General features: G+C 68.1%; 23 protein-coding genes and 5 pseudogenes. 14 read left to right on the forward strand and 14 right to left on the reverse strand.

All coding sequences use genetic code 11. The annotated features are described in order from the left end of the window. Positions 1-7 precede the first annotated feature (7 nt). The 4 genes from ACGFYP_RS03955 to ACGFYP_RS03970 form a co-directional block, all read right to left on the reverse strand. The gene (locus ACGFYP_RS03955; protein ID WP_393487432.1) at positions 8-157 is read right to left on the reverse strand and encodes a cold shock domain-containing protein; all 150 of its coding nucleotides are present in this window, start codon (positions 155-157) and stop codon (positions 8-10) included. A gap of 66 nt (positions 158-223) precedes the next feature. Further along, positions 224-544 (reverse strand): hypothetical protein, encoded by a 321-nt coding sequence (locus ACGFYP_RS03960; protein ID WP_393486120.1) that lies wholly within the window; start codon positions 542-544, stop codon positions 224-226. Between the two features lie 276 nt (positions 545-820). After that, on the reverse strand, positions 821-1468 hold the full coding sequence (locus ACGFYP_RS03965; RefSeq protein ID WP_393486122.1) for a DUF4232 domain-containing protein: 648 nt from the start codon (positions 1466-1468) through the stop codon (positions 821-823). 226 nt (positions 1469-1694) lie between these two features. Continuing rightward, positions 1695-2267 carry a hypothetical protein gene (locus tag ACGFYP_RS03970; protein ID WP_393486125.1) on the reverse strand — a complete coding sequence of 191 codons (573 nt, stop codon included), beginning with the start codon at positions 2265-2267 and terminating at the stop codon, positions 1695-1697. Positions 2268-2590: 323 nt separating this feature from the next. Here ACGFYP_RS03970 and ACGFYP_RS03975 point away from each other — a divergent pair, with 323 nt between their 5' ends. The 3 genes and pseudogenes from ACGFYP_RS03975 to ACGFYP_RS03985 all read left to right on the forward strand — a co-directional run. Next, entirely contained in the window at positions 2591-2884 is a 294-nt protein-coding gene (locus ACGFYP_RS03975; RefSeq protein ID WP_393486127.1) for a hypothetical protein, read from the forward strand. A gap of 383 nt (positions 2885-3267) precedes the next feature. Beyond that, positions 3268-3471: pseudogene (locus ACGFYP_RS03980) on the forward strand (IS30 family transposase); the annotation flags it as partial. 191 nt (positions 3472-3662) lie between these two features. Then, positions 3663-4399, forward strand: a pseudogene (locus ACGFYP_RS03985) (transposase family protein); the annotation flags it as partial. Between the two features lie 80 nt (positions 4400-4479). Here the strand turns inward: ACGFYP_RS03985 and ACGFYP_RS03990 are convergent. After that, complete coding sequence (locus ACGFYP_RS03990; protein ID WP_393486129.1) at positions 4480-5049, reverse strand: SMI1/KNR4 family protein; 570 nt, start codon at positions 5047-5049, stop codon at positions 4480-4482. Between the two features lie 776 nt (positions 5050-5825). Here ACGFYP_RS03990 and ACGFYP_RS03995 point away from each other — a divergent pair. Both ACGFYP_RS03995 and ACGFYP_RS04000 read left to right on the forward strand, forming a co-directional pair. Further along, complete coding sequence (locus ACGFYP_RS03995; RefSeq protein ID WP_393486131.1) at positions 5826-6476, forward strand: DUF4360 domain-containing protein; 651 nt, start codon at positions 5826-5828, stop codon at positions 6474-6476. A gap of 390 nt (positions 6477-6866) precedes the next feature. Further along, positions 6867-7364: a cupin domain-containing protein gene (locus ACGFYP_RS04000; protein ID WP_393486133.1), complete on the forward strand. Its 498-nt coding sequence runs from the start codon at positions 6867-6869 to the stop codon at positions 7362-7364. Positions 7365-7425: 61 nt separating this feature from the next. Here ACGFYP_RS04000 and ACGFYP_RS04005 read toward each other — a convergent pair whose 3' ends face one another. After that, a complete protein-coding gene (locus tag ACGFYP_RS04005) occupies positions 7426-8850 on the reverse strand; it encodes a PLP-dependent aminotransferase family protein (RefSeq protein ID WP_393486135.1) in 1425 nt (474 codons plus the stop codon). A 47-nt stretch (positions 8851-8897) separates the two neighbouring features. Here ACGFYP_RS04005 and ACGFYP_RS04010 point away from each other — a divergent pair, with 47 nt between their 5' ends. Continuing rightward, on the forward strand, positions 8898-9167 hold the full coding sequence (locus tag ACGFYP_RS04010; RefSeq protein WP_393486137.1) for a hypothetical protein: 270 nt from the start codon (positions 8898-8900) through the stop codon (positions 9165-9167). A gap of 325 nt (positions 9168-9492) precedes the next feature. Here the strand turns inward: ACGFYP_RS04010 and ACGFYP_RS04015 are convergent, their stop codons facing one another. Continuing rightward, the gene (locus ACGFYP_RS04015; RefSeq protein ID WP_393486139.1) at positions 9493-10683 is read right to left on the reverse strand and encodes a serine hydrolase domain-containing protein; all 1191 of its coding nucleotides are present in this window, start codon (positions 10681-10683) and stop codon (positions 9493-9495) included. Positions 10684-11298: 615 nt separating this feature from the next. Between ACGFYP_RS04015 and ACGFYP_RS04020 the strand changes: the two genes are divergently transcribed. The 6 genes from ACGFYP_RS04020 (at position 11299) to ACGFYP_RS04045 (ending at position 14541) form a co-directional block, all read left to right on the forward strand. After that, entirely contained in the window at positions 11299-12339 is a 1041-nt protein-coding gene (locus ACGFYP_RS04020) for a vWA domain-containing protein (protein WP_393486141.1), read from the forward strand. 424 nt (positions 12340-12763) lie between these two features. Further along, positions 12764-13045: a helix-turn-helix domain-containing protein gene (locus ACGFYP_RS04025; protein ID WP_393486143.1), complete on the forward strand. Its 282-nt coding sequence runs from the start codon at positions 12764-12766 to the stop codon at positions 13043-13045. Between the two features lie 9 nt (positions 13046-13054). Beyond that, a complete protein-coding gene (locus ACGFYP_RS04030) occupies positions 13055-13192 on the forward strand; it encodes a winged helix-turn-helix domain-containing protein (protein WP_393487434.1) in 138 nt (45 codons plus the stop codon). Positions 13193-13248: 56 nt separating this feature from the next. Further along, on the forward strand, positions 13249-13593 hold the full coding sequence (locus tag ACGFYP_RS04035) for a transposase (protein WP_393486145.1): 345 nt from the start codon (positions 13249-13251) through the stop codon (positions 13591-13593). Positions 13594-13620: 27 nt separating this feature from the next. Next, a complete protein-coding gene (locus tag ACGFYP_RS04040; protein WP_393486147.1) occupies positions 13621-13809 on the forward strand; it encodes a hypothetical protein in 189 nt (62 codons plus the stop codon). Between the two features lie 306 nt (positions 13810-14115). Next, positions 14116-14541: a hypothetical protein gene (locus tag ACGFYP_RS04045; RefSeq protein WP_393486149.1), complete on the forward strand. Its 426-nt coding sequence runs from the start codon at positions 14116-14118 to the stop codon at positions 14539-14541. A gap of 188 nt (positions 14542-14729) precedes the next feature. On the opposite strand, the gene ACGFYP_RS04050 is transcribed toward ACGFYP_RS04045, so the two are convergent. The 3 genes from ACGFYP_RS04050 to ACGFYP_RS04060 form a co-directional block, all read right to left on the reverse strand. Continuing rightward, a complete protein-coding gene (locus tag ACGFYP_RS04050; protein WP_393486151.1) occupies positions 14730-15119 on the reverse strand; it encodes a GntR family transcriptional regulator in 390 nt (129 codons plus the stop codon). After that, complete coding sequence (locus ACGFYP_RS04055) at positions 15116-15874, reverse strand: hypothetical protein (protein ID WP_393486154.1); 759 nt, start codon at positions 15872-15874, stop codon at positions 15116-15118. The genes ACGFYP_RS04050 and ACGFYP_RS04055 overlap by 4 nt, the downstream gene beginning before the upstream one ends. 217 nt (positions 15875-16091) lie before the next feature. Further along, complete coding sequence (locus tag ACGFYP_RS04060; RefSeq protein ID WP_393486156.1) at positions 16092-16385, reverse strand: hypothetical protein; 294 nt, start codon at positions 16383-16385, stop codon at positions 16092-16094. A gap of 74 nt (positions 16386-16459) precedes the next feature. Between ACGFYP_RS04060 and ACGFYP_RS04065 the strand changes: the two genes are divergently transcribed. Continuing rightward, the gene (locus ACGFYP_RS04065) at positions 16460-16816 is read left to right on the forward strand and encodes a hypothetical protein (protein WP_393486159.1); all 357 of its coding nucleotides are present in this window, start codon (positions 16460-16462) and stop codon (positions 16814-16816) included. A gap of 246 nt (positions 16817-17062) precedes the next feature. Here ACGFYP_RS04065 and ACGFYP_RS04070 read toward each other — a convergent pair. Beyond that, positions 17063-17242: pseudogene (locus ACGFYP_RS04070) on the reverse strand (ATP/GTP-binding protein); the annotation flags it as partial. A gap of 49 nt (positions 17243-17291) precedes the next feature. On the opposite strand from ACGFYP_RS04070, the pseudogene ACGFYP_RS04075 reads away from it, so the two are divergent. Beyond that, positions 17292-17476: pseudogene (locus ACGFYP_RS04075) on the forward strand (transposase); the annotation flags it as partial. 10 nt (positions 17477-17486) lie between these two features. On the opposite strand, the gene ACGFYP_RS04080 reads toward ACGFYP_RS04075, so the two are convergent. The 3 genes and pseudogenes from ACGFYP_RS04080 to ACGFYP_RS04090 all read right to left on the reverse strand — a co-directional run bounded on the left by ACGFYP_RS04080 (position 17487) and on the right by ACGFYP_RS04090 (position 19178). Continuing rightward, a complete protein-coding gene (locus tag ACGFYP_RS04080) occupies positions 17487-17753 on the reverse strand; it encodes a hypothetical protein (protein ID WP_393486161.1) in 267 nt (88 codons plus the stop codon). Positions 17754-18083: 330 nt separating this feature from the next. Then, positions 18084-18395 (reverse strand): annotated as a pseudogene (locus ACGFYP_RS04085) (glycoside hydrolase domain-containing protein); the annotation flags it as partial. Positions 18396-18524: 129 nt separating this feature from the next. After that, a complete protein-coding gene (locus ACGFYP_RS04090) occupies positions 18525-19178 on the reverse strand; it encodes a hypothetical protein (RefSeq protein WP_393486164.1) in 654 nt (217 codons plus the stop codon). Between the last annotated feature and the right edge of the window lie 171 nt (positions 19179-19349).

A 19349-nucleotide genomic window follows, 5' to 3' on the forward strand; every position in this document is an offset into this window, starting at 1 on the left:
CGTCAGGTCAGCCGCAGACGCTGTTCTCGACCTGGGGGGCCTTCTGGCCCTGAGTCACGTCGAAGGTGACCGTCCCACCCTCGACCAGCTCCCGGTTCCCGTTGCCCGTGATGTCGGAGTAGTGGGCGAACACGACCGGGCCTCCGTCCTGGGCGATGAGACCCGAAGGAGGTGTGTCCGTGCCTGAGCGCGCTGTCGGGCACCGGCGGTGGGCATCGACCGGTCACAGACCGGCGATGTCCCTGGCCCTCTTCAGCACGGAATCGAGCGTGTCCACCCCCGTGTTGCGCCGGCTCTCGCGCGCCGCCCGGTCCGCCGGCACCAGCCGCGCGGCGGTCTGCACAGCGTGGGCGTCGGGGTCGCCGAAGGCGGTCCGCGGGTGTTCTCCCGTTTCCGCACAGTGCGCCGTGACCTCTTTGACCGCCTGGAGCACGACTGCCCGGTCCACGCCCGGCTGCATGGCCAGCCGTACCTGGAAACGCGCCATCCACTTCTCGCGGTCCTTCTCGCTCGCCGCGTCCTGCGTCTGGGTTTTCTTCGCCATGGGCTCTCCCGGGTGATCGGCAGCCGTCCGTCATGGAATGGGACGCCGAGGCACCGACGTAGGTTGCGAGAAGTCCACGGCCGACGAAACCGCCCCGCAGGAGCGGGAAGCAGGCCGTTCGGGCCGCCACTGTGCCCTTGTGCCCGCCGGGACCCGGGACCCGGCATCCCCAGGCGAGAGCGACCCGCACCGTCTCCGCGCAGGCCGGCGAGAACCGACCCGCGCTCGCCTCCCCCGCATGGCGGAGGCGCCTGAGAGGGGACCTGACAGGCCTGACTACAGGCTGAGTGCGTCCTCGGCGTTGTCCATCCACGCGGTGACCGAGTTGTCGTCGGACACGTTCAGTCCGGGCGTGGAGGCCTTGAGCGGCAGCTGCTCCAGGTCGGACTCGGTGTTCATGGTCATCGCGATCGAGGAGACCGTCTTGCTCTCGGCGTCCTTCAGGCCTCCCATGAGACCGGCGTAGGCGGACTGGCCCGGTGCGAGCCGGATGGCCTCCTCGATACCGGGGGCCGTGCCGCGCTCCGTCGCCTGCCCATCCAGGTCACCGAAGGTCACGACGGGGTGGCCGAGCACCCGGCACGGCTTGCCGGACTTGTTGGTGATCTTCAACAGGTAGCTGCTGGTCGTGGGCTCTGCGCGGCTCGCGGTGAACGTCACGTCGTAGGTGCTGCAGGGAAAGACGTCGTAGTCCGGATCGACCGTCGGCGAGACCGGCTTGGCGGGCGTCGTCGGCTTGGCGGGCGCAGACGGCTTTGCGGGTCCAGACGGCTTGGCGGGCTGCGGCTGGGAGGTGGGAGTCGCGGTCGTCGGCACGTCGGTCCCGCCCGCGGCGCCGTCCTCGGAGGGACCGCAGGCGGTCAGGGTCAGTACGGAAACAGCGAGGAGGGCGGTGGCGACTGCGGCTCTGCGAACGGTACTCATGGCTGTACTCCCCCGATGGTGGCGCTCGAACTGCGCTGTGGTGGACACCAGGTTCGCGCCTGTCCTTCACGGTTCGATGACAGTGCCTTGCCGAATCCACCACGGTTCGTCCCACGGGTTCCTGGCGACTCCCGCTTGGGCAGCCCCGGTACGAGCGACGCAGCCAGAGCGCTCCCCGGGAGGTACGGGGAGGCGCAGACTTCGCTCGGGGCGGTGGAGGCCGTCATCAAGGCCTACCCGAACTCGCAGCGACGCTACTGCGGTTTCGCCGACGACCCCGGCGATGACGTCCAAGACCGACCATCGCCATGCGCTCTCGCACCACCCCGGTCAGAGCGTTCTCCTCCCGGCCGCCGCCGACCTCGAAGTAGCCCTCCATATCGGCGGAGTCGTCCTCTGCATGGCACTCCGTGATGAGGCCGAAGACCACACCATCAAAGGTGAGTTGGAATGGCTGGATCGCGATGTCGCAGTACTTACGCTCTGCGAGGCCGGCGAGGACGTCGGCCAGCTGGGATTCCGCGCAGGCAACCACGGAACGCTCGTCATGCGGACGCTTCATCTGCTCTGCCCAAGTACCTGCGCACCAGATGTCGGACTCTTGGTGGTGCCCGTCGTGGTCGAACTTGTGCAGCACGACGAAGAGCCGCTTCTGCTCCTCCCAGCCGTCCCCCATCGCGAACCCATCTGGGAATGCATAGGTGACTGAAGCCAGAAACTGACCGTCACTGAACCGGCCGATGATGCTCGTTCGATTGTCCGGCTCATAGGCAATAGGGATGATCTCAGGGACAGCCATGCTGGCACCATCACCACCAGGTGAGCCCCGCCTCTCACTGGGTCCGAGATCGGCATCAGGCACTGAGAACGGAAAACGCTGGTCGTTGACTCCGGGGACGATCGGGCGACAGCGCTTCCCGGCATGTTGATGAGTCTTGAGAACGCACGTCGGCGTGTCGGGCTGCGCCCGTTCCGTCGCATCGGGTCAGAAGCGTCAATGCCGCGAACTCGTGCGATGGCCCAGAGGTGATTCTTTGCCTCGCACGGCACGCCAACATGCTGCGAACCCATACCAGGCGTCAGCATGATCACGTCCGGACCCGGCACCCTAGGAGAAATCACATGAGCGACGAGATCCACATCATCCCGGCGGGAGGCCAGTCGGCCGAAGAGGTCGCGGAGGTCTTCGCGAAGGCCGCGGAGGCTCGAGGCATGGACGCCGATGCCATCAGCGTGGATGGAGGCGAGGTAATCCTGCCGCAGGACATCGCCGCGAACCTGCGGACCAACCTCAGAAGCTTCCCTCCGGTGAACCAGACCTACACGCTTCAGGAGCCGATGCAGCTGTCCGACAAGGACGGCCTGCTGCAGGGCGGACTTCAGGGCTTCGACGTCATGGTGAACCACGACTCATAGACGGCCCCGCGAGCAGCCTCGGGGACGACGCCCGCGCTGTGTTCAGGAGGAAGCGGCCTGGGGCGCCCCGCCGGAGGCCCGGCGGGGCACCCTCTCCGCTGGCCACGGGGCTGGCCGGTGGAGGGGCTACTTGCTGTGCACGGGTGAATTGGGAACTGGTCACCTGCCCACGTTGCGTGCGGAGTTCGTCAGGAGCACGGATGCGCCCCGGCCTCGAACGCGGCATGGCTCGCCGCCCGCTCGCGCGGCTGATCGTGCCGGCCACCTATACCCGGTGAGGAAGACGCGGAGCTCGTCGTGGATCCGAGGAGGTGGTCCCTTGCGGCGCGATCGGGAGGCGCCGGCATCGGTCCGGGTGGGCCGCATGCGTGTAGTTCGTAAAGTTCACCGTCGCCACCGACGTCCCGGTCGGATTCTGTGACCCGGCCAGCCCCTTGCAGCGCGGTTCCAAGGAACCCACCAACGGCCTGCTGCGGCATTACTTTCCCAAGAGCATGGAGCTCTCGGTTCGCAACCCTGAGCGCCTTGCCGCCGTGGCCGCCGGTCCACACTGCTCACGACGCGCTGAGCCGCTGTTGGTGTGGTGAAAGTCCCCCGCAGAGCTGGTCGGTGCTCGAGTCACACACGCCGCCTTCGACTAACAGGTCCGGATCAGCATCTCTGAGCTCTTTCAGAGTGGCCACTGATGGGGTGACGGGCCAGCGTCCCGCAACTCACGAGGCTCCCGTGCCGTTGAGCGAGGTGCTCGACGTCTCAACTCATCAGCGCAGGAGCCTCGTTGGTTCCCCGTCCTGCCGCACTCGATCTGCCTCACGCTCTGGTCGAGTGGGTATCGATGCTCACGGTCACCCGTGAGGGTGACCGACGCTGCAAGCTCCCGCCCCACCAGCGTGCCCTCGTCGGCTTGGTCTACCTGCGCCGGCACGACACGCTCACGCAGCTCGCCGCCGGCTTCGGCATATCCGTCGGGACCGCCCACGCCTACGTCACGGCCGTCGTCGATCACCTGTCCCGCCCGGCACCCGGTCTGCTGCGTGTCCTGCGCGAGACGGATCCTGATCACGTCCTGCTCGACGGGACGCTCGCCGAGTGCGACCCCGGGTCGGCGACAGCCGGGCCGACTTCTCCCAGAAGCACCGCCGTCACGGCGTGAACGTGCAGGTCGTGGCCGATCCCACCGGCAAGCTGCTGTGGATCTCACCCACGCTGCCCGGCCGCACCCACGACCTGACCGCGGCCCGCACCCACCGCATCATCCGGATCTGCGAACGCCAGGGCGTCCCCGTGCTCGCCGACCGCGCCTACATCGGGGCCGGCCCCTGGGTGACCACGCCCATCAGACGGCTTCCCGGCCAGGACCTCACCACAACCCAGCAGGCAATCAACCGAGCCCTGTCAGCGGCACGAGCGCCGGTCGAACGAAGTATCGCGCGACTCAAGTCCTGGCAGATCTTCCGTCGGGCCCGCTGCAGCCCCAACCGGATGACCGTCATCGCCGCAGCCCTCCTCACCCTGAACGTCAACGCTGATGAACATCATTGCCGTTCCAGGGTGAGGAGGGATTGGCAATGGCCGTCATCCAGTTGGGAACCGTCTCACGACCAGACAAGTCGACCTTCGGTGAACCGACAGACCGAGGAGCTTCCATCGGCGATCCTCGTCAGCGTCTCCGCGACGGAGTCGAAATACTGGGCCATCGATTCGTACTCGCCTTTGACCGTGGGGTCACCCACGAACCATCTGCCGACGCGCCCGTCCCTCACATCGATGAACTTTCCCATCCAACCGTCCTGGTCCGAGAGGAACGGGATCCACTCGTTACGCCAGAACGGATTGTCCGGCTGGTCCGGAGGGTCGAATCCGCAGGACGTGGAGCGGTTCGCGTAGAGCCTCTCCATCGCCCGGATACCCAGAAAGAAGCTTCCCTCGTCGGGGAACCCGTCGAAGCCGCAACATGCCACTTCGTCGTCGACGTCTTCCTCCGGCAGATCCAGATTGTTCTGCAACAGCCACGTGCGCAGGTCCCCATGCAGGGAGATCCCCATCCGTTCCTCGGCTGCCGCGAGTATCTGCTCCGTAGCGGGCCCTGGCAGATCCGCGTGATCGGCCGGCGCGTGCTCCCGAAGAAGACTCATCACACGTGACCAACTCTCAGCCACACTCATCGCCCTCTGCCCTCTCTACAGGGATGTCTCCGTCCGACTACGCCACTGCGGAGGTTGGGAAGTACAGGCCGGAGGACCTTGCAGGGATGGTACTTCGAGCATGCGTTCCGTTCCTTCCCGCGATCATCTTCCGCCCCGAAGCGCAGGGCCGGCCCCTCAGCGAAGTGACCGCCCGCGACTCTTCACAGACAACCCACTGCGCCCGGCGTGCCCAGCCAAGGAGCTTCCAGGACTCAAGCGAGGGCCACAGCGTCACCCTGGAGCGGCGAAGCTGAAAACGCTCACTGATCACGGTCCCGACGGACGGCCGTATCCGTCTCGAAGGCGGACTCGTCATCGAGACGCCGATCACCGTCACCGCTGCCGGCCGGCACCCCGGCCGTCCTCTTGCCTTCTAGCGCGGCTGTGTGACGTGCGGGGCGGACGGTTCGTGTGGGGTGTCAGGGGTGGGACCCGCTGTTCCGAGCCAAAGATGGGGGCGTTCGGGGGGTGTTTGTTGGCCGGGCTCTCCCCTGCCCTTCCGCGCGCGGGCTTCTAGCATTCGACCACCCCCGCCCACACCGGTGGGGCGCCCCGGGGGCCGTGCACGGCATGTACATGATGCTTCAACTGTTGCCGGCCGCACCACCCCCATTCCGTACCGCCAGCGCCTCGATCCACCGCACCAGGTCCGTGACGGCCGCCCGCTCCTGTGGCGCGCCGCACCCCCCAGCCCGCGGCCGGACGCACCCGTGCGCCCGCGCTCGCCCGGCACCGAAGCACCGGATGGGAGAACCATGCGAGTCCCGCTGCTGGTCAGCGGAGCGATCACCGCTCTGTTCGCCTCGGCCCTGCCCGCGCAGGCAGGCCCGTCGTCGATCACCAACCCGCCCCCGGACAGGATCGTCATCGACGTCGCCACGGTGAACGGCTCCGGCTGCCCCCTGGGCACCGCCGCCATCGCCGTGTCCGAGGACAACACCGCCTTCACCGTCACCTACAGCGAGTACCTGGCGCAGGCGGGCGGCGACTCCTCCCCCACCGCGGCCCGCAGGAACTGTCAGCTCAACCTCCTGGTGCACGTACCCCAGGGATTCACCTACGCGATCGCCAGCGCCGACTACCGCGGCTACGCCTCGCTCAAGCCCGGCGCGAGCAGCACCGAGAAGGCCTCGTACTACTTCCAGGGATCGCCGAACACCGCGTCGCGGACACACACCTTCCGAGGCCCGTACGAAGACAACTGGCAGGCCACCGACAACACCGACTGGGCGCAGCTCGTGTGGGCGCCCTGCGGTGTGCAGCGGAACTTCAACATCAACACCGAACTCCGGGTGAACGCCGGCACCTCGAACCCGGCCACCACCAGCTACATGACCATGGACTCCACCGACGGCGACATCAGCACCATCTACCACCTCGCGTGGAAGCAGTGCCCCGCAAGATGAGCTGACGCACCATGGCGCCCCGGGCTCCCACTTCCGAGCCCGGGGCCCGCTCCCCCAGCAGTACCCGACGGGCCCGGCAGCACCGGTACCCGACGGCGCCGCGCTCAGGTTGCGGGGCGGCCGGAGTCCGGTGGCCTGCGGCCCGCGGGGAACCGACGTGGGCGGGAACAGCCGGACGCGACGGAACATGATGACAGGCCCCGGGCGACACCGCTCGGGGCCTCCTCTTGGCACAGCCGCTCCTCGGCGGTCCGTCCCCTCCCGCACTGCCAGAATTGACCCAGGATTCTGCGCCTTCAATGCACCCTTCTCCGGGTCTTTATCAGGTCTAGATTCAGTGGTGTCGCCGGGAACGCCGGGCGGCGGAACCACCAAGACCCAGGAGTGACCATGACGTTCACCAGTGCCGCGACGCCCGTCCTCGTCCGCGCCGAGGAGGCCGAGACGCTGCAGGACGGAGCGACCAGCCTCATCACGCTGCTGGCCGACGCGAACGCCACCGGCGGCGCGGTGACCGCCAACCGCGCCACGCTCCACAAGGGCTCGCCCGGTGCTCCCGCCCACTTCCACACCCGGGCCACCGAGATGTTCTACGTACTCAGCGGATCCATGCGGATCCTCCTCGACGACCAGGTCCTCACCCTCGGCCAGGGCGACTTCCTCACCGTCCCTCCGACTGTCCCGCATGCCTTCGCACCGGCTCCGGACAGCGAGGCCGAGATGCTCGTCGTCTTCACGCCGGGCATGGACCGGTTCGACTACTACCGGCTGCTGGAGCGGGTGTACCGGGGTGAGGCCTCGGTACAGGACATCCGCGACAGCTCCGAGCAGTTCGACAACCACTACTTCGAAAGCCCCATCTGGCAGCAGGAACTCGCCCGGCGCTGAACCCACCAGCCGGGGAGGAGTGAGGGGGCTGGCGTGTCGTCCTCGCGCCGAAGGGCGGGGTTCACGGTGGGGGCGGCAGGATCCGGCAGAGGGCTTCGAGGGCGGCGGCGTACGCGTGGTCGGGCGGGGTCGCGTAGCCGACGACCAGCCCGTCGAACGGTACGGCCTCGGAGGCGGGGTGCCGGAAGCCGGCGAGGCCGTCGAGTGCCAGGCCGCGCTTGGTCGCCGCGTTCACGGTGACCCTCTCGGTGCCGGGAGGCAGCCGCAGTACCGCGTGCAACCCCGCGGCGATTCCAGTGACCTCGACGTGCGGCGCGTGCTCGGCGAGCGCCGCGACCAGACGGTTGCGGCGGTCACGGTAGCGCTGGCGCATCTTGCGGATGTGCCGGTCGTGAGCACCGGAGGTGATCAGGTCCGCGAAGGTGAGCTGGTCCATCACGCTGGTCCAGCGCTCGCGTTGCCCCTTCACCGCCAGGACCGGACCGAGCAGATGCTCCGGCAGCACCATCCAGCCCAGCCTCAGGGCGGGCGACACACTCTTGCTGGCCGAACCGACGTACAGCACGTGATCGGGGTCCAGCGCCTGGACCGCGCCGACCGGTTCGCGGTCGTAGCGGAACTCGCCGTCGTAGTCGTCCTCGATCACCACACCGCCGCGCGCACGCGCCCAGTCGATCGCCGCGTTGCGCCGCCCCGGATCGAGCGGCCCTCCGACGGGAAACTGGTGGGCAGGGGTGAGCAGCACCGATCGCACGCCCCGGTGCTCGTGCAGTTCCTCCGTCCGCGTGCCGTGCCCGTCCAGGCCGAGCGGCACCGTCCGTACGCCGTCGGCCGTCAGCAGGGCCCGGTGGAAGGCGAGGCCGTACGCCTCCACAGCGAGCGTTCCGCGCAGCACAACGCCGCCGAACAGCAGCCTGAGCGCGTCGGAGAAGCCCGAGCAGATCACGATGCGCTCCGGGCCGGTCCGTACACCCCGTACGCGGGCGAGGTAGTCCGCGAGCGCGGCACGCAGCTCGATACGGCCCTGCGGGTCGCCCGGCCCGAAGGCGTCGTGCGGGGCTGCGGCGAGCGCCCGGCGGGTGGCGGTCGACCATGCGTTCCTCGGGAACGACGAAGCATCCGGCTGACCTTGCGTCAGATTGTGCGTGGGCGCGGCGCCTCCTGCGGGCAGTGGCCTCTTCGGTACGCGTACAGCCCTGGCGGGTGCGGCGCGCTCGGCGACGCGGGTGCCTGAACCCTGTCGGGCGGTCAGCCAGCCCTCGGCGACCAGTTCCGCGTACGCGTCGGCGACCGTGTTCCGTGTGACGCCTAGGTCGGCCGCGAGCGACCGGTAGGGCGGCAGCCGGGCCCCGGCGGCCAGCCGCCCTTCCTGGATCGCCTCACGCAGAGCCCGGGCGAGAGCCGCCCGGCGCGAACCCGTCCCGGCCAGCTCGAGGTGCAGGTCGGCTCCGACTCGTTCGGCCAGATCGACCCATGATCTGGTCACTTGAATGCACCTCTCAGGGGGTCTGTGGGCTCCCCAGATTAGTGACCATGACGAACGCCATCGCGCCTCGAGTCGACTTCGTCGCCACCGCCGCCAAGGCGTTCAAGGCCCTCATCGGATTCTGCGGGACGACACCCAGCCGGCCGAGTCCACGGGGAGGGCCAAGGCACGGGCCACGACGAGCGCCACCCGAATTCGTCGTCGCGATACCGGCGATGTTGGATGGCGGCATGGCGAGACGTAAGAGGGAGAAGAGGAAGTGGCCTCCCTTCGGCATTCCGAAGGGGATCGTCCTGTTGGCGACGCCGGACGGCTGACGCCACAGCGTCCTCACCCTGGAGGGCGGACTGCTCTGCGGGCGCCTGGCCGTGCCGGTCGACACTGACCCGCACGACGCGCGGGCCGCGGCGCGCGGCGGCAATGGTGGCAGGGCTCGCGCGCGACTTCCACGGCACCGACGTGGAAGTGAACTGGGATCCGCCCCTGGAGCTCTGGTCGTGGACCGCCCGCGTCACCCTCGTTCCCGGAAACGAACTCGGGGCACCGTACGCCGGAGGTTGAAGGCAGGCACGCGCCACGCCGGCCGGCAGCCGCGCATATTCTTGCCGGCTTCCTTCTCTGTGCTCCCAGGGCGGGAGTCTGTCAGTGTTGTAGCAGGGCGCAGACGAAGTCCTCCTGGACGGTGCGGACCTTGGCCAGTAGATCCGGCTTGAGGCTCTTGCTGGTCTGAGTGTTGATCGAGAAGGTGAGGGACCGCTTGCCGTCCGCCGTGCCGACCGCGAGCTGGGTGTAGCCGGGGAAGTTGCCGGTGTGGCCGTAGACCGTGCCGCACCGTGTCTCGTAGCGGAAGATGGCCAGTCCGCCCGCGTTGACGCCGGGGCCGGCGGGCTCCGAGGCGGCGCCGGGGATGAAGGTCCGCTGCTGCTTGCGGGTCTCCCGCGACAGGAAGCCCGGTCCGCCGGCCCAGGCGCGGACGAAGGCGTTGAGGTCCTTCGGTGTCGAGACGATGCCGCCGGAGGCCCAGACGCCCGACGCGCTGAGAACCTCGCTGATGTCCTCCGGCTCGGCGGGCGGCGTCACGTCGTAGCCGTGCAGGTACGGCCTGGGCAACCGGTAACCCTGCGGAAGGCTGGTCTGCCTCAGACCGAGGGGCCGGTACACGAGCTGTTCGAGGAGGTGTTCGTAGCGCTGTCCCGTGACTGCCTCGGCCATCAGCGCGACGGCGATGTTGTCGGAGTTCGAGTACTCGTACCGCGATCCCGGCGGGAACACCAGGTCCTTTCCGGCGACGAAGTCGAGCAGTCGGCGGGAGTCGAAGTGGTGCCTGGGGTCCTCCTGCAGGATCTCGATGAACGCCGGCGCCGTCGAGAAGTCGGGCAGCCCGCTGGTGTGGCTGAGCAACTGGCGCAGCGTCACCTGATGCCACGCAGCGGGCAGTGAAGGCAGGAGCTCGCCGATCGTGTCGTCGAGCTCCAGCTTGTCGCGATCCACCAGCCGCAGGGCGACCGCGCCGCTGAAGGCCTTGGCGACGCTCGCGATCCGCATGTGGTCGGTCGTACGGGGCGGGCGGCCGGTCCTGATGTCGGCGACGCCCGCCCGGTAGACCGCCGTCCGCTCACCCTGCCGCATCAGCGCGATCACTCCCGGCGGCCCCCCGGGGGTGCGGACGAGGTCGTCCAGCAGCTTGTGCAGGGCGCGGTCCGGGGGTGGCGGCGTTCCCGTGGCCTGCGCGGGCTGGACCAGGGCGGCGACTGCCGCGGACGCGGCCAGGACGGCGACCGACAGGCGCGGACGTACGCGCGAGCGGGAACGGTCTCCACGGTGTGCCGGCACAAGGGCTCCTTCAGGTGAGGTGAGGCAGGGCGGACGTGCACCCGGCCAGGGGGCCGGGAGAACGCTCACCCGGCGAGCGAGAGGGTCCGACCCAGCATCAGACGCACCGTCGGGACCTGCCTGCCCGATGCTCCATCCGGCTCAGGGACCGCCTACCTCCGGGTATGAGCAGCCATTGGCGTGGGTTGGCCGGCCGGCACGGCAGTGGGTCGGGCGGCGGGTTGGCGGATCGGGCGGCACGCCCTTGTCGGCTTGCCCTCGCCTCCCGTCTCGGCGAGCCCGCACCAGGACTCGTGGGTGGGTGGCCTCCGACCGTCGCCGAGCCCGGGGGCCAGGTCCTTGGCTTCGTCCGTGACGGCGACCCCGCGGGACGTGCTGTCCGCCCGTGTGGACGCTGGTGAGGGCGACCGCAGGCAGTCACGGTCGTGGCTCCGGGACTGAGGGCGCAGCGCACGAGCGTAGGGCAGGAAGCCGGGCCAGCCCGGGTCAGGTCGTGCGTGCCCGCCCCAGGCGCGGGTGGCGGTGGCGCGGGGGCGCCCCGTCCCGGGAGCCGAGGTCGATTGTCAGTGGTGGGTGAGACGGTAGGAACATCAAGTCGCAGGACGGGGAGCTTTCATGTCGGGAAGTCAGAACTACATCAACCACGTCGCTCTTGTGCTGGACGCCAGTTCGTCCATGTCGCACCTGAGCCGCAAGGTCGTCGAAGTCGCCGACCAGCAGATCGCGTATCTCGCGCGGCGGTCGAGGGAGCTGGAGCAGGAAACCCGCGTCACGGTGTACGTCTTCGCCGACAAGGTGGAGTGCGTCATCTACGACAAGGACGTGCTGCGGATGCCGTCGCTCAAGCAGATGTACCGGGCCGGTGGGATGACCGCCCTGCTGGCGGCGGCGTTGAAGTCGCAGCGGGAGCTGGCACAGACGGCCCAGCTGTACGGCGACCACAGTTTCCTGACGTTCGTGCTGACCGACGGGCAGGAGAACGCAAGTCACCGATGCCCGGACGCCCCTGCCAGGGATCCGCGTGAACTGGTGAAGGCCGTGTCCGAGATGATCGGGACGCAGGAGGACAACTGGACGTTGGCCGTTCTCGTACCGGACCAGATGGGCAAGCGCGAGGCCATGCAGTGCGGCTTCCCCAAGGAGAACATCGCCATCTGGGACGCCACGAGCACCCAGGGCCTGGAGGAGGCCGGGCAGGTCATCCGCGAGGCCACGGAGAAGTTCATGGTGGGCCGCGCCCAGGGCATCCGCGGGTCACGGGCGGTGTTCTCCACCGGCGCGGAGGCCGTCAACAAGGACACCATCAAGGCAGCCGGTCTCACTCCGGTGAAGCCCTCGCAGTACCAGCTGATCCCTGTGGCACGTGACGCGGCGATCCGCGACTGGGTCGTCGAGTGCGGCCACACGTACCGCACCGGTGGCGCGTTCTATCAGCTGAGCAAGACCGAGAAGGTCCAGGCTCGCAAGCAGATCGCGGTGCTGGAGAAGAAGACAGACAAGGTGTACACAGGGCCCGAAGCCCGAGCACTGCTCGGCCTCCCGGACGTCGAAGTACGCGTCAAGCCCGACCACAACGACGACTTCACCATCTTCATCCAGAGCACCAGCGTGAACCGGAAGCTCGTCCCCCACACGCGGCTCCTGCTGATGATCTGACGCCCTGACGAGCCGTGCCAGGGCACCGGCCACAGCCTCGGCGGCTGTGCCGGCGGCCGACAGGAGCCTCGCCCGGCCCGGCGCCCCCAGCGGGGAAGAGAGCCGGCGGGGGCGGGCGCGGCGCTCTGCCTCGGTGCCGATGTGCCCTCTGCCATGTCCGTTGGGGGCTGGGTGATGCTGCCCCGCGGCGCGTGTCTGTGCGGCCGCAGCCCGGCCGCGGCGCTGCGCCGCGGGGCTCCGAGGCCTCCGCGGCTCGCGGGCAGCGCTCCGGCGAGGACCTGAACGAGCCGGGCCCGAGTTCGAAGTCGAGGCCGACCTACTGAGGTTCTCGTTAGTTCTGTGGGTGTGGCGGGCTCGTTGGTAGGAGTCTGTTGTCGTGTCTTTCAAACCTTCGTCTGTTGTCTCCGGGTCTGTCGTTCTCCCTTTGACGCGACCGCAGTTGGCCGAGGCCCGGCGTGTGCGGGCGGCCGAGTTGTTCGGGCAGGGACGCTCGAATGCCGAGATCGCACCCATGCTTGGGGTCGGTGACGAGAGCGTGCGACGGTGGAAACGCCTCTGGGAGAAGGACGGCACTCACGCCTTGCGGCGACGCCCGGCCACCGATCGCCCGCCCAAGCTGGACGACGCCCAGGTCGAGCAGGTGCGGACCGCGCTGGAGCAAGGCGCCCAGACGCATGGCTTCGAGGCCGATCTGTGGACGCTGTAGCGAGTCGGCCTGGTCGTCGAGCGGGTGACGGGGGTGGTTCTGTCACGCGCATCGGTCTGGCGTCTGCTGACCGGTCGGCTGGGGTGGAGTCTGCAGCGCCCGGAACGTCGGGCGGTGGAGCGGGACGAACCCGAGATCGCCCGCTAGATCGCCCACGAGTGGCCGCACATCAAGAAAGGGCGGTGAACCCACGTGCCTGTATCGTGTTTTTCGACGAATCAGGCGTCTCGTTGTTGCCTCAGGTCCGCCGCACCTACGCACCCCGGGGCCGCACTCCGCTCCTGCGGCATCGACTGAACTGGAAGCGCGCCTCGATGGCAGCGGCTCTCGGCTATCACCCCACCGACTCCGACCGCGGGCCCCGTCTGTGTTTCCACCTCAAGCCCGGCAGCTACGACACCACCGCTCTCATCGAGGTCCGGGAACAGCTCAAGGTGTTCTACCGCGGGGAGCGGGTGGTCCTGGTCGGGGACGGACTGTCCGCCCACTGGAGCCGGGCCATGCGCGCCTGGGTCGCCGAACAGAACTGGCTCACCCTCGAGCGATAACCCGCTTACGCACCCGAGCTCAACCCGGTGGAACTGCTGCGGTCATCGCTCAAGAAACGCGAACTCGCCAACCTTGCCGGCAACCACCTCGCCGATGTCGCCGACGCCACCGAACAAGGCATTCACCGCATCAACCAGAGCCAGAGCCAGCAGCTGCCTTGGTCCTTCCTCACCCACACCGGCCTGACCATCCACCCACCGACCCCACAGAACTAACGAAAAGATTAGTAAGAAGTAGTCCTGCCCGTGCTTCCCGGCTCTGGCATCATCTGCTGGCCATGCGGCAACGGGCGTTAAACGAGGCGCTTTCGCGACGAGGAAAGGGCGCCTGTGCACAACGGCATACGACGCGCGCTGACGTTCGCCGTCCTGTCAGCTACTTCTGCGGCCACCACGGCCTGCGGCCCAGCAGCCGGCCCAACCAGCAGGACCCAGCCCTCCGCATCCGCGCAGCGGCCATTGGCTGAGGCAGACCTGACGGAGGCCCTGCCTGACGGCGGAGAACTCCCAGGCTTCGTAGCAGTGCCGCAGGACTTGGCCCTTCTGGAAGCCGAGGACATCGTCACAGCGGACAAGGCCGCGTGCCGTCCGATCGCCGACATGATGAGCGTGAGTCCCCAGCACCGGCGCAACGGAATGGTCTGGGCGACCTTGAAGCCCCAGGACGCGCCTGCCGACGCGACGCCTGGCAGCCTGACCCTGACCAGCCACGAAGACAAGGCTGCCCGAGCATGGATGGCTCAACTCAAACAAGCCCTGTCCGACTGCACCGAGTTCACCGCCACACCCGAGCGTGCCTGGACTCACCGGTTCAGCGTGCGGCCCCTTGCCTCAGTGAAGGCCGGAGACGACTCCGTCAGCTACGTACTGACCAACACCCTTGCTCCCGATGGCAAGGGAAACGTCATGAGTGTCATCCGCACAGGTGGGGCCTTCGCCACCTCATGAACCAAGACGCAGGTAAGACCGTCGCTGTGCCTGTCGCCGTTGTGAACCAGCAGCACAAGAAGCTGCAAGGCGCAGCCAACTCCTGAGCAATAGGGCCCAGGCGTCTGGGAAACGATCACCTTGAGCGCGGGATGAACGCATCATTGTCTGTGTCTCAACCTGAGGCGCCGACTGGTGGTCTGTGTGGGTCACGGCTTGTCGAGACTTGCGAGGGCGTGCCGGATTGCGGCGAGGGCTTCCTCGTCGGTGGCATTGAGCTGTCTGGCGGCAGCCGCGTAGTTGCTTGCGTGCTCCGCCAGCTTCGCCTTGATGTCGGTGGTGGCCGAGGGGGCAATGACCTGAGTACCAGAGCCTCGGCGACTCCTGACAAGGCCTGCGGCCTCGAGTTCGCGGTAGGCCCGCACCACGGTGTTGTTGGCCAGCCCGAGGTCGGAGGCCAGCTGGCGCACGGACGGCAGTCTGGCTCCCTGACCGAGCCGTCCGACCGCGATGAGGTCAGCCAGCTGTGCGCGGAGTTGCTCATACGGAGGGACTGGGGACGCATGGTTGACGCTGATACTGATGCCGTTGGTGGTCATGGCCGAGCCTTGAGGTAGGCCTGCGGCAGCAACAGGACGCCCAGACAGTGACCCGCGGTCGGTGCAGAGATGAGGGCCGAGATCGCCAGCCCCGCGAGGGCCACGTCGTTCATCGCGCCCCCGCAGGGCACGCCCAGCACCCCGACGGCCATCGCCGAGGAAACGGCGAAGAGAGGGGCGCTCACCAGCACTCCCCATGCACCGACAGCCGCCCGGGCGTTGATGCGGCGTTGATCGTCATCCCCCGAGCGTACGGTGACACGGCGCAGAAGCAGTGCGCAGGCAACGGTACCGAGGGCGAGACCGCCGAGAGCCGGCCAGGCGTAGTAGGGGCCGGGCCAGGGTGAGAGCAGGTGGGTGCCCGCCGGACATGTGACGGACAAAGCACGTCCTGGGCGACCGTCGGAGTCCGCCGAGGCTGTCGTGGCGGCGACGATCAGCAGGGCCAGCAAGGCGACAGCCTGCGCGGCCAATGCAGCCGTCAGGGAGCGGGGGGCGTAGTCCCGGATCCGGCGCGGAGTCACTTCGGCTGCTCGTAGCCAGCGAGGTCTGGGTCGTGCGATGACGTCTGCTGCAAACACGCCAGCCATGACACACAGACTGAACACGGGAAATGCGTAGAGCAGGTCCACAACAGGCTCAGGACTGAAGGTGACCAGAGCGTTGGCAGCCAGACCGGTTGCCGCGCCGGCCCATCGGACAGGGGTATTCAACCCCGTCCGCCAAGTGCCTTCCGTTCTTGCAGCAGCAGGCATGCCTATTCCCTTCCCTCCCACAAGGTGTATTAACTACCTGACACAATTACCCAAGGGTTGAACTGTGTCAAGGAGTTGACACACTTGGCACAGGTCACCGCCATCCCGCAGCCTTCTGGACTCCCAGAGTTCGAGTCAGGCGCCGGGTCATCAGAGTGATGAGCGACCAGGTCAGACTCGGGGTGCTGTGGCAGAACCTGGGTGCCTTGCGCTGGCATCAGCGGTTCGGCGGGGAGGGAGGGCCAGAGTCGGCTGAGGAGTAGTCAGTCGGCGGGCGGTTCTGCTTCGTCCAGCTGTCGGTGCGGGGGCCTTTCCGGGCCAGGCCCCGGGTCATGAGCGTGATGAATGCCCAGTTCAGGTGGGCTTCGGAGTGCTGGGGGAGACGCTCGTGGTCGCGGCAGTTGCGGCGGGCGTTCATGATCCAGCCGATCGATCGTTCGATCTTCCAGCGCCGGGGCAGCACGACGAACCCCTTGGCGTCCTTGGGTCGAAGGACGGGCCGCAGAGTCAACCACAGATGGTCCGCGGTCCAGTTGGGCAGCAGGTCGCGGGAGTAGGCGGAGTCCGCCCACCGCGCAGTACGCGGTGGAGCACGGCTTCGACGTTGCGCCGATCGAGACGCACGTGCGCACGCAGACCGGCCGCTACCTTGACGCCTGGTACAAGCGGCTGCGCGACGCATACGTGGAGACCATGGCCGACCTCGGGTCACCACCGACATCGGGGATCAGGAGTTCCTGGACGCGATGGCGCGGCGCTAACAGTTCGACCCGACGATGGCGCTGCTGGAGACCGCGATCAAGGCGACCGCGAAGGGCGGCATCGCTCCGGCAGGTTGCGGCCGACGGCCTTGTCCGGATGCACTTCCGCGCCAACGACACCCGGGCCCGCGGCCTGGGCGTGGAGTTCACCGACGTGGTGCGGCTCGATATCGAGATGTAGGTCAGTGGGGTGCCGCCAAGGCCGGTCGGCCACCGCGTGGTCTCGTAGGGGCCGGTGTGCGGCTCCTGTGTGATCACGCGGTGGCCATGACTGTTGTAGATCAGTCCGTGTGAGTTCGCGGACCTGATTTGGTTGGCCGAGGCCTTGGAAGGCGGTCCAGCCGCCGCTTCCGACGACTGTTCCGGCTCCGAGGCTGTTCGGGTAGAAGTACAGCTTGTCGTCGCCGCCGGTGGCCCAGATGTCCGGTGTGCCGTCGTTGTTTGCGTCGGGGACGGCGATGAGCAGCGGGCGGTTGGCGGGTGTCCAGGAGGTGCCGATGACGGTGTGGTGTGGGCCGGACCCCAGGGTGTCGCCGTCCTCGCCCCCGCTGTAGAGGCGGAGTTCGCCGGTGGTGCTGTTGCGTGCGATCAGGTCGGCGTGGCCGTCCTTGTCGTGATCGCCTGGTGCGGCGAGGTTGAAGGGGGCCCAGCCTGCACAACGGCTCGGCCGTCACCGGTGGGTGGTCGAGAGGACCGTGTCCTGGCTGGCCGGATGCCGACGGCTCCACCGTCGCTACGAGCGCAGGCCGAACACTTCCTTGCCTTCGTCGGCATGGCGGCCCTCCGTATCTGTTTCCGTCGGGCTGACTACCTCAATCCCAAGACATGGACGGGGTGGTGAGCCAGTCCTGTCAGAGTCCCGATGGGTGGCTGGAAAGCCAGTCGGCATGCCGATCGCGCGTCTGATCCCGCTCCTCGGGCGTGGCGAGGAAGACATCGGCCCCTCCGTCGTAGGGGTGGAAGATGCGTCGCATCTGGGTGTCGGTGATGAGGACTCCCGCCACCTTGTCGTCCGCGATGTCACGGAGCAGTTCGTCGAGGCAGCCGTATCGCCAGGGCCGGCGGGCGGCGAAGAGGTGGCAGTAGGTACGGAACTCCGGATCTGGATCGTCCTCCACCAGCAGGCTCTGCCAGTAGCCAGCAGCTGGCAGGGATGGCGGAACCTCTGTTGGGCCAGTGCTGCTGCCACAACTCTGTCAAAGCCGCCGTCGCACCTCCAGACATCTGCCGTACTCGTCCTCTCGCACCGTGGCCTCTACCGATGGTCATGATGCCCCCGCACCCGGTCACCAAGAGAAACGACGTCTTAGGCCGGACGCACGGTGCAGCCCAGCCCGCGCCCGTCGTGGTACCCGCCGGGGTGCTGACCAACGGCAAGACGTACACGTTCCGCAGCAGCCCACACGACGGCACTCACTACAACCTCGGCTGGTCGGAGTGGAAGTCGGTCAGCCGATGATGGCGACCGGGGCGTCCCAGGCGTTGCGGTCGACGGTGATGGTGTGGCCGCCACGGGTCTCCTTGCTGTTCGCCCTGTATTGGTGACCGCGGCTGTGGTCGGTGTACAGCTTCGGGTCCCAGGGCCAGTCCTTGGTGGTGGTCTCCTGGCCGTTCCACAGGGCATACCAGAGGTTGCCGGGCAGGTCCCTGCGGTCCTTGGCGGTGGCGATCGCCTTGGCGCTAGAGCTGCTGAAACCGTAGAAGCCGGAGCGGTAGGACTTGGCGCGCAGCGTCTTGGTGAAGGAGCGCACGTAGGTGAGTGGCGTGGTTGCAGGCCAGCAGCGTGAGCCGTATCCGGATCGTGGGCCAGGCAGAGCGGGGCGCCCATCGCTTAGCCCTCGTCGGTGTGCGGGGCTTGGCTCGCGCCCTGCACACCGACGCGGCGGTGCCTATTGCTCCCTGGCCGGCGCAGGTTCCGGGAGGTCTCGCAGACGCGCCACGAGGGAATGGCAGATGCGCTCGAGCTCCAGGTCGGAAGCGACTGCATCACTCCAAGGGTCCTTGCCTCGGTGTGGTTGCGCGAGCTCCGTCTGGATCCGGGACAGGGCAGGGCGTGCGGCCTGGCCCATGCGGTTCAGGCAGGCGAGGACATCGGGCGCGGTGGAGTCGTTGTCCTTCCAGGCATTCAGCAGCGCCGACGCAACGGTGTCGGCCTCGGTGTCTCCGGCTATGTCCCACAGTGCTGATGCGGTGTGGACGAGAGTCCACGCGTTCCCCACGTTCAGTACGGCCGCATCGTCTTGCTCGTTCCGTGCGTTCATCTCCGTCTGCTCGTTCAGTATCTGTCGCAGGCGCGGCAGGACGGGAGCGGCGGGAGGTCCGATCCGGCTGGCGAGGCCGATGGCGGCGAAGTTCCACTGGTGGTCAAGGAGGCGTTCCAACAGCGGCACGACGTCTTCGGGGCGGTGCTCGATTTCCCAGACGGCGGCTGCCGCGGCCGTACGGACATCCGCGTTGTCCGCCTCGGTGAGGGGCCGGACGGTGTCGAGGGCGGAGGCGGCGCGGGTGCCGAACGAGGCGCGTGCCTTCAGGACGGGCTCCACGGTGCGCCACTGCTGATGCCGGACGGCGACCTGGACGGCGTCGGTGAGGGCAGGTACGGCCGCCGGGTCTCACGGCGACGAAGCTCCGCCGGGGCCTCGCAGCCGACCAAGCCGAGGCCTGCGCCTTGAAGGTCTACGCGGAAGCCTGCGAGACCACCGTCGTCCACTACA

The organism is Streptomyces sp. NPDC048370, from assembly GCF_043200825.1.
GTDB lineage: Bacteria > Actinomycetota > Actinomycetes > Streptomycetales > Streptomycetaceae > Streptomyces.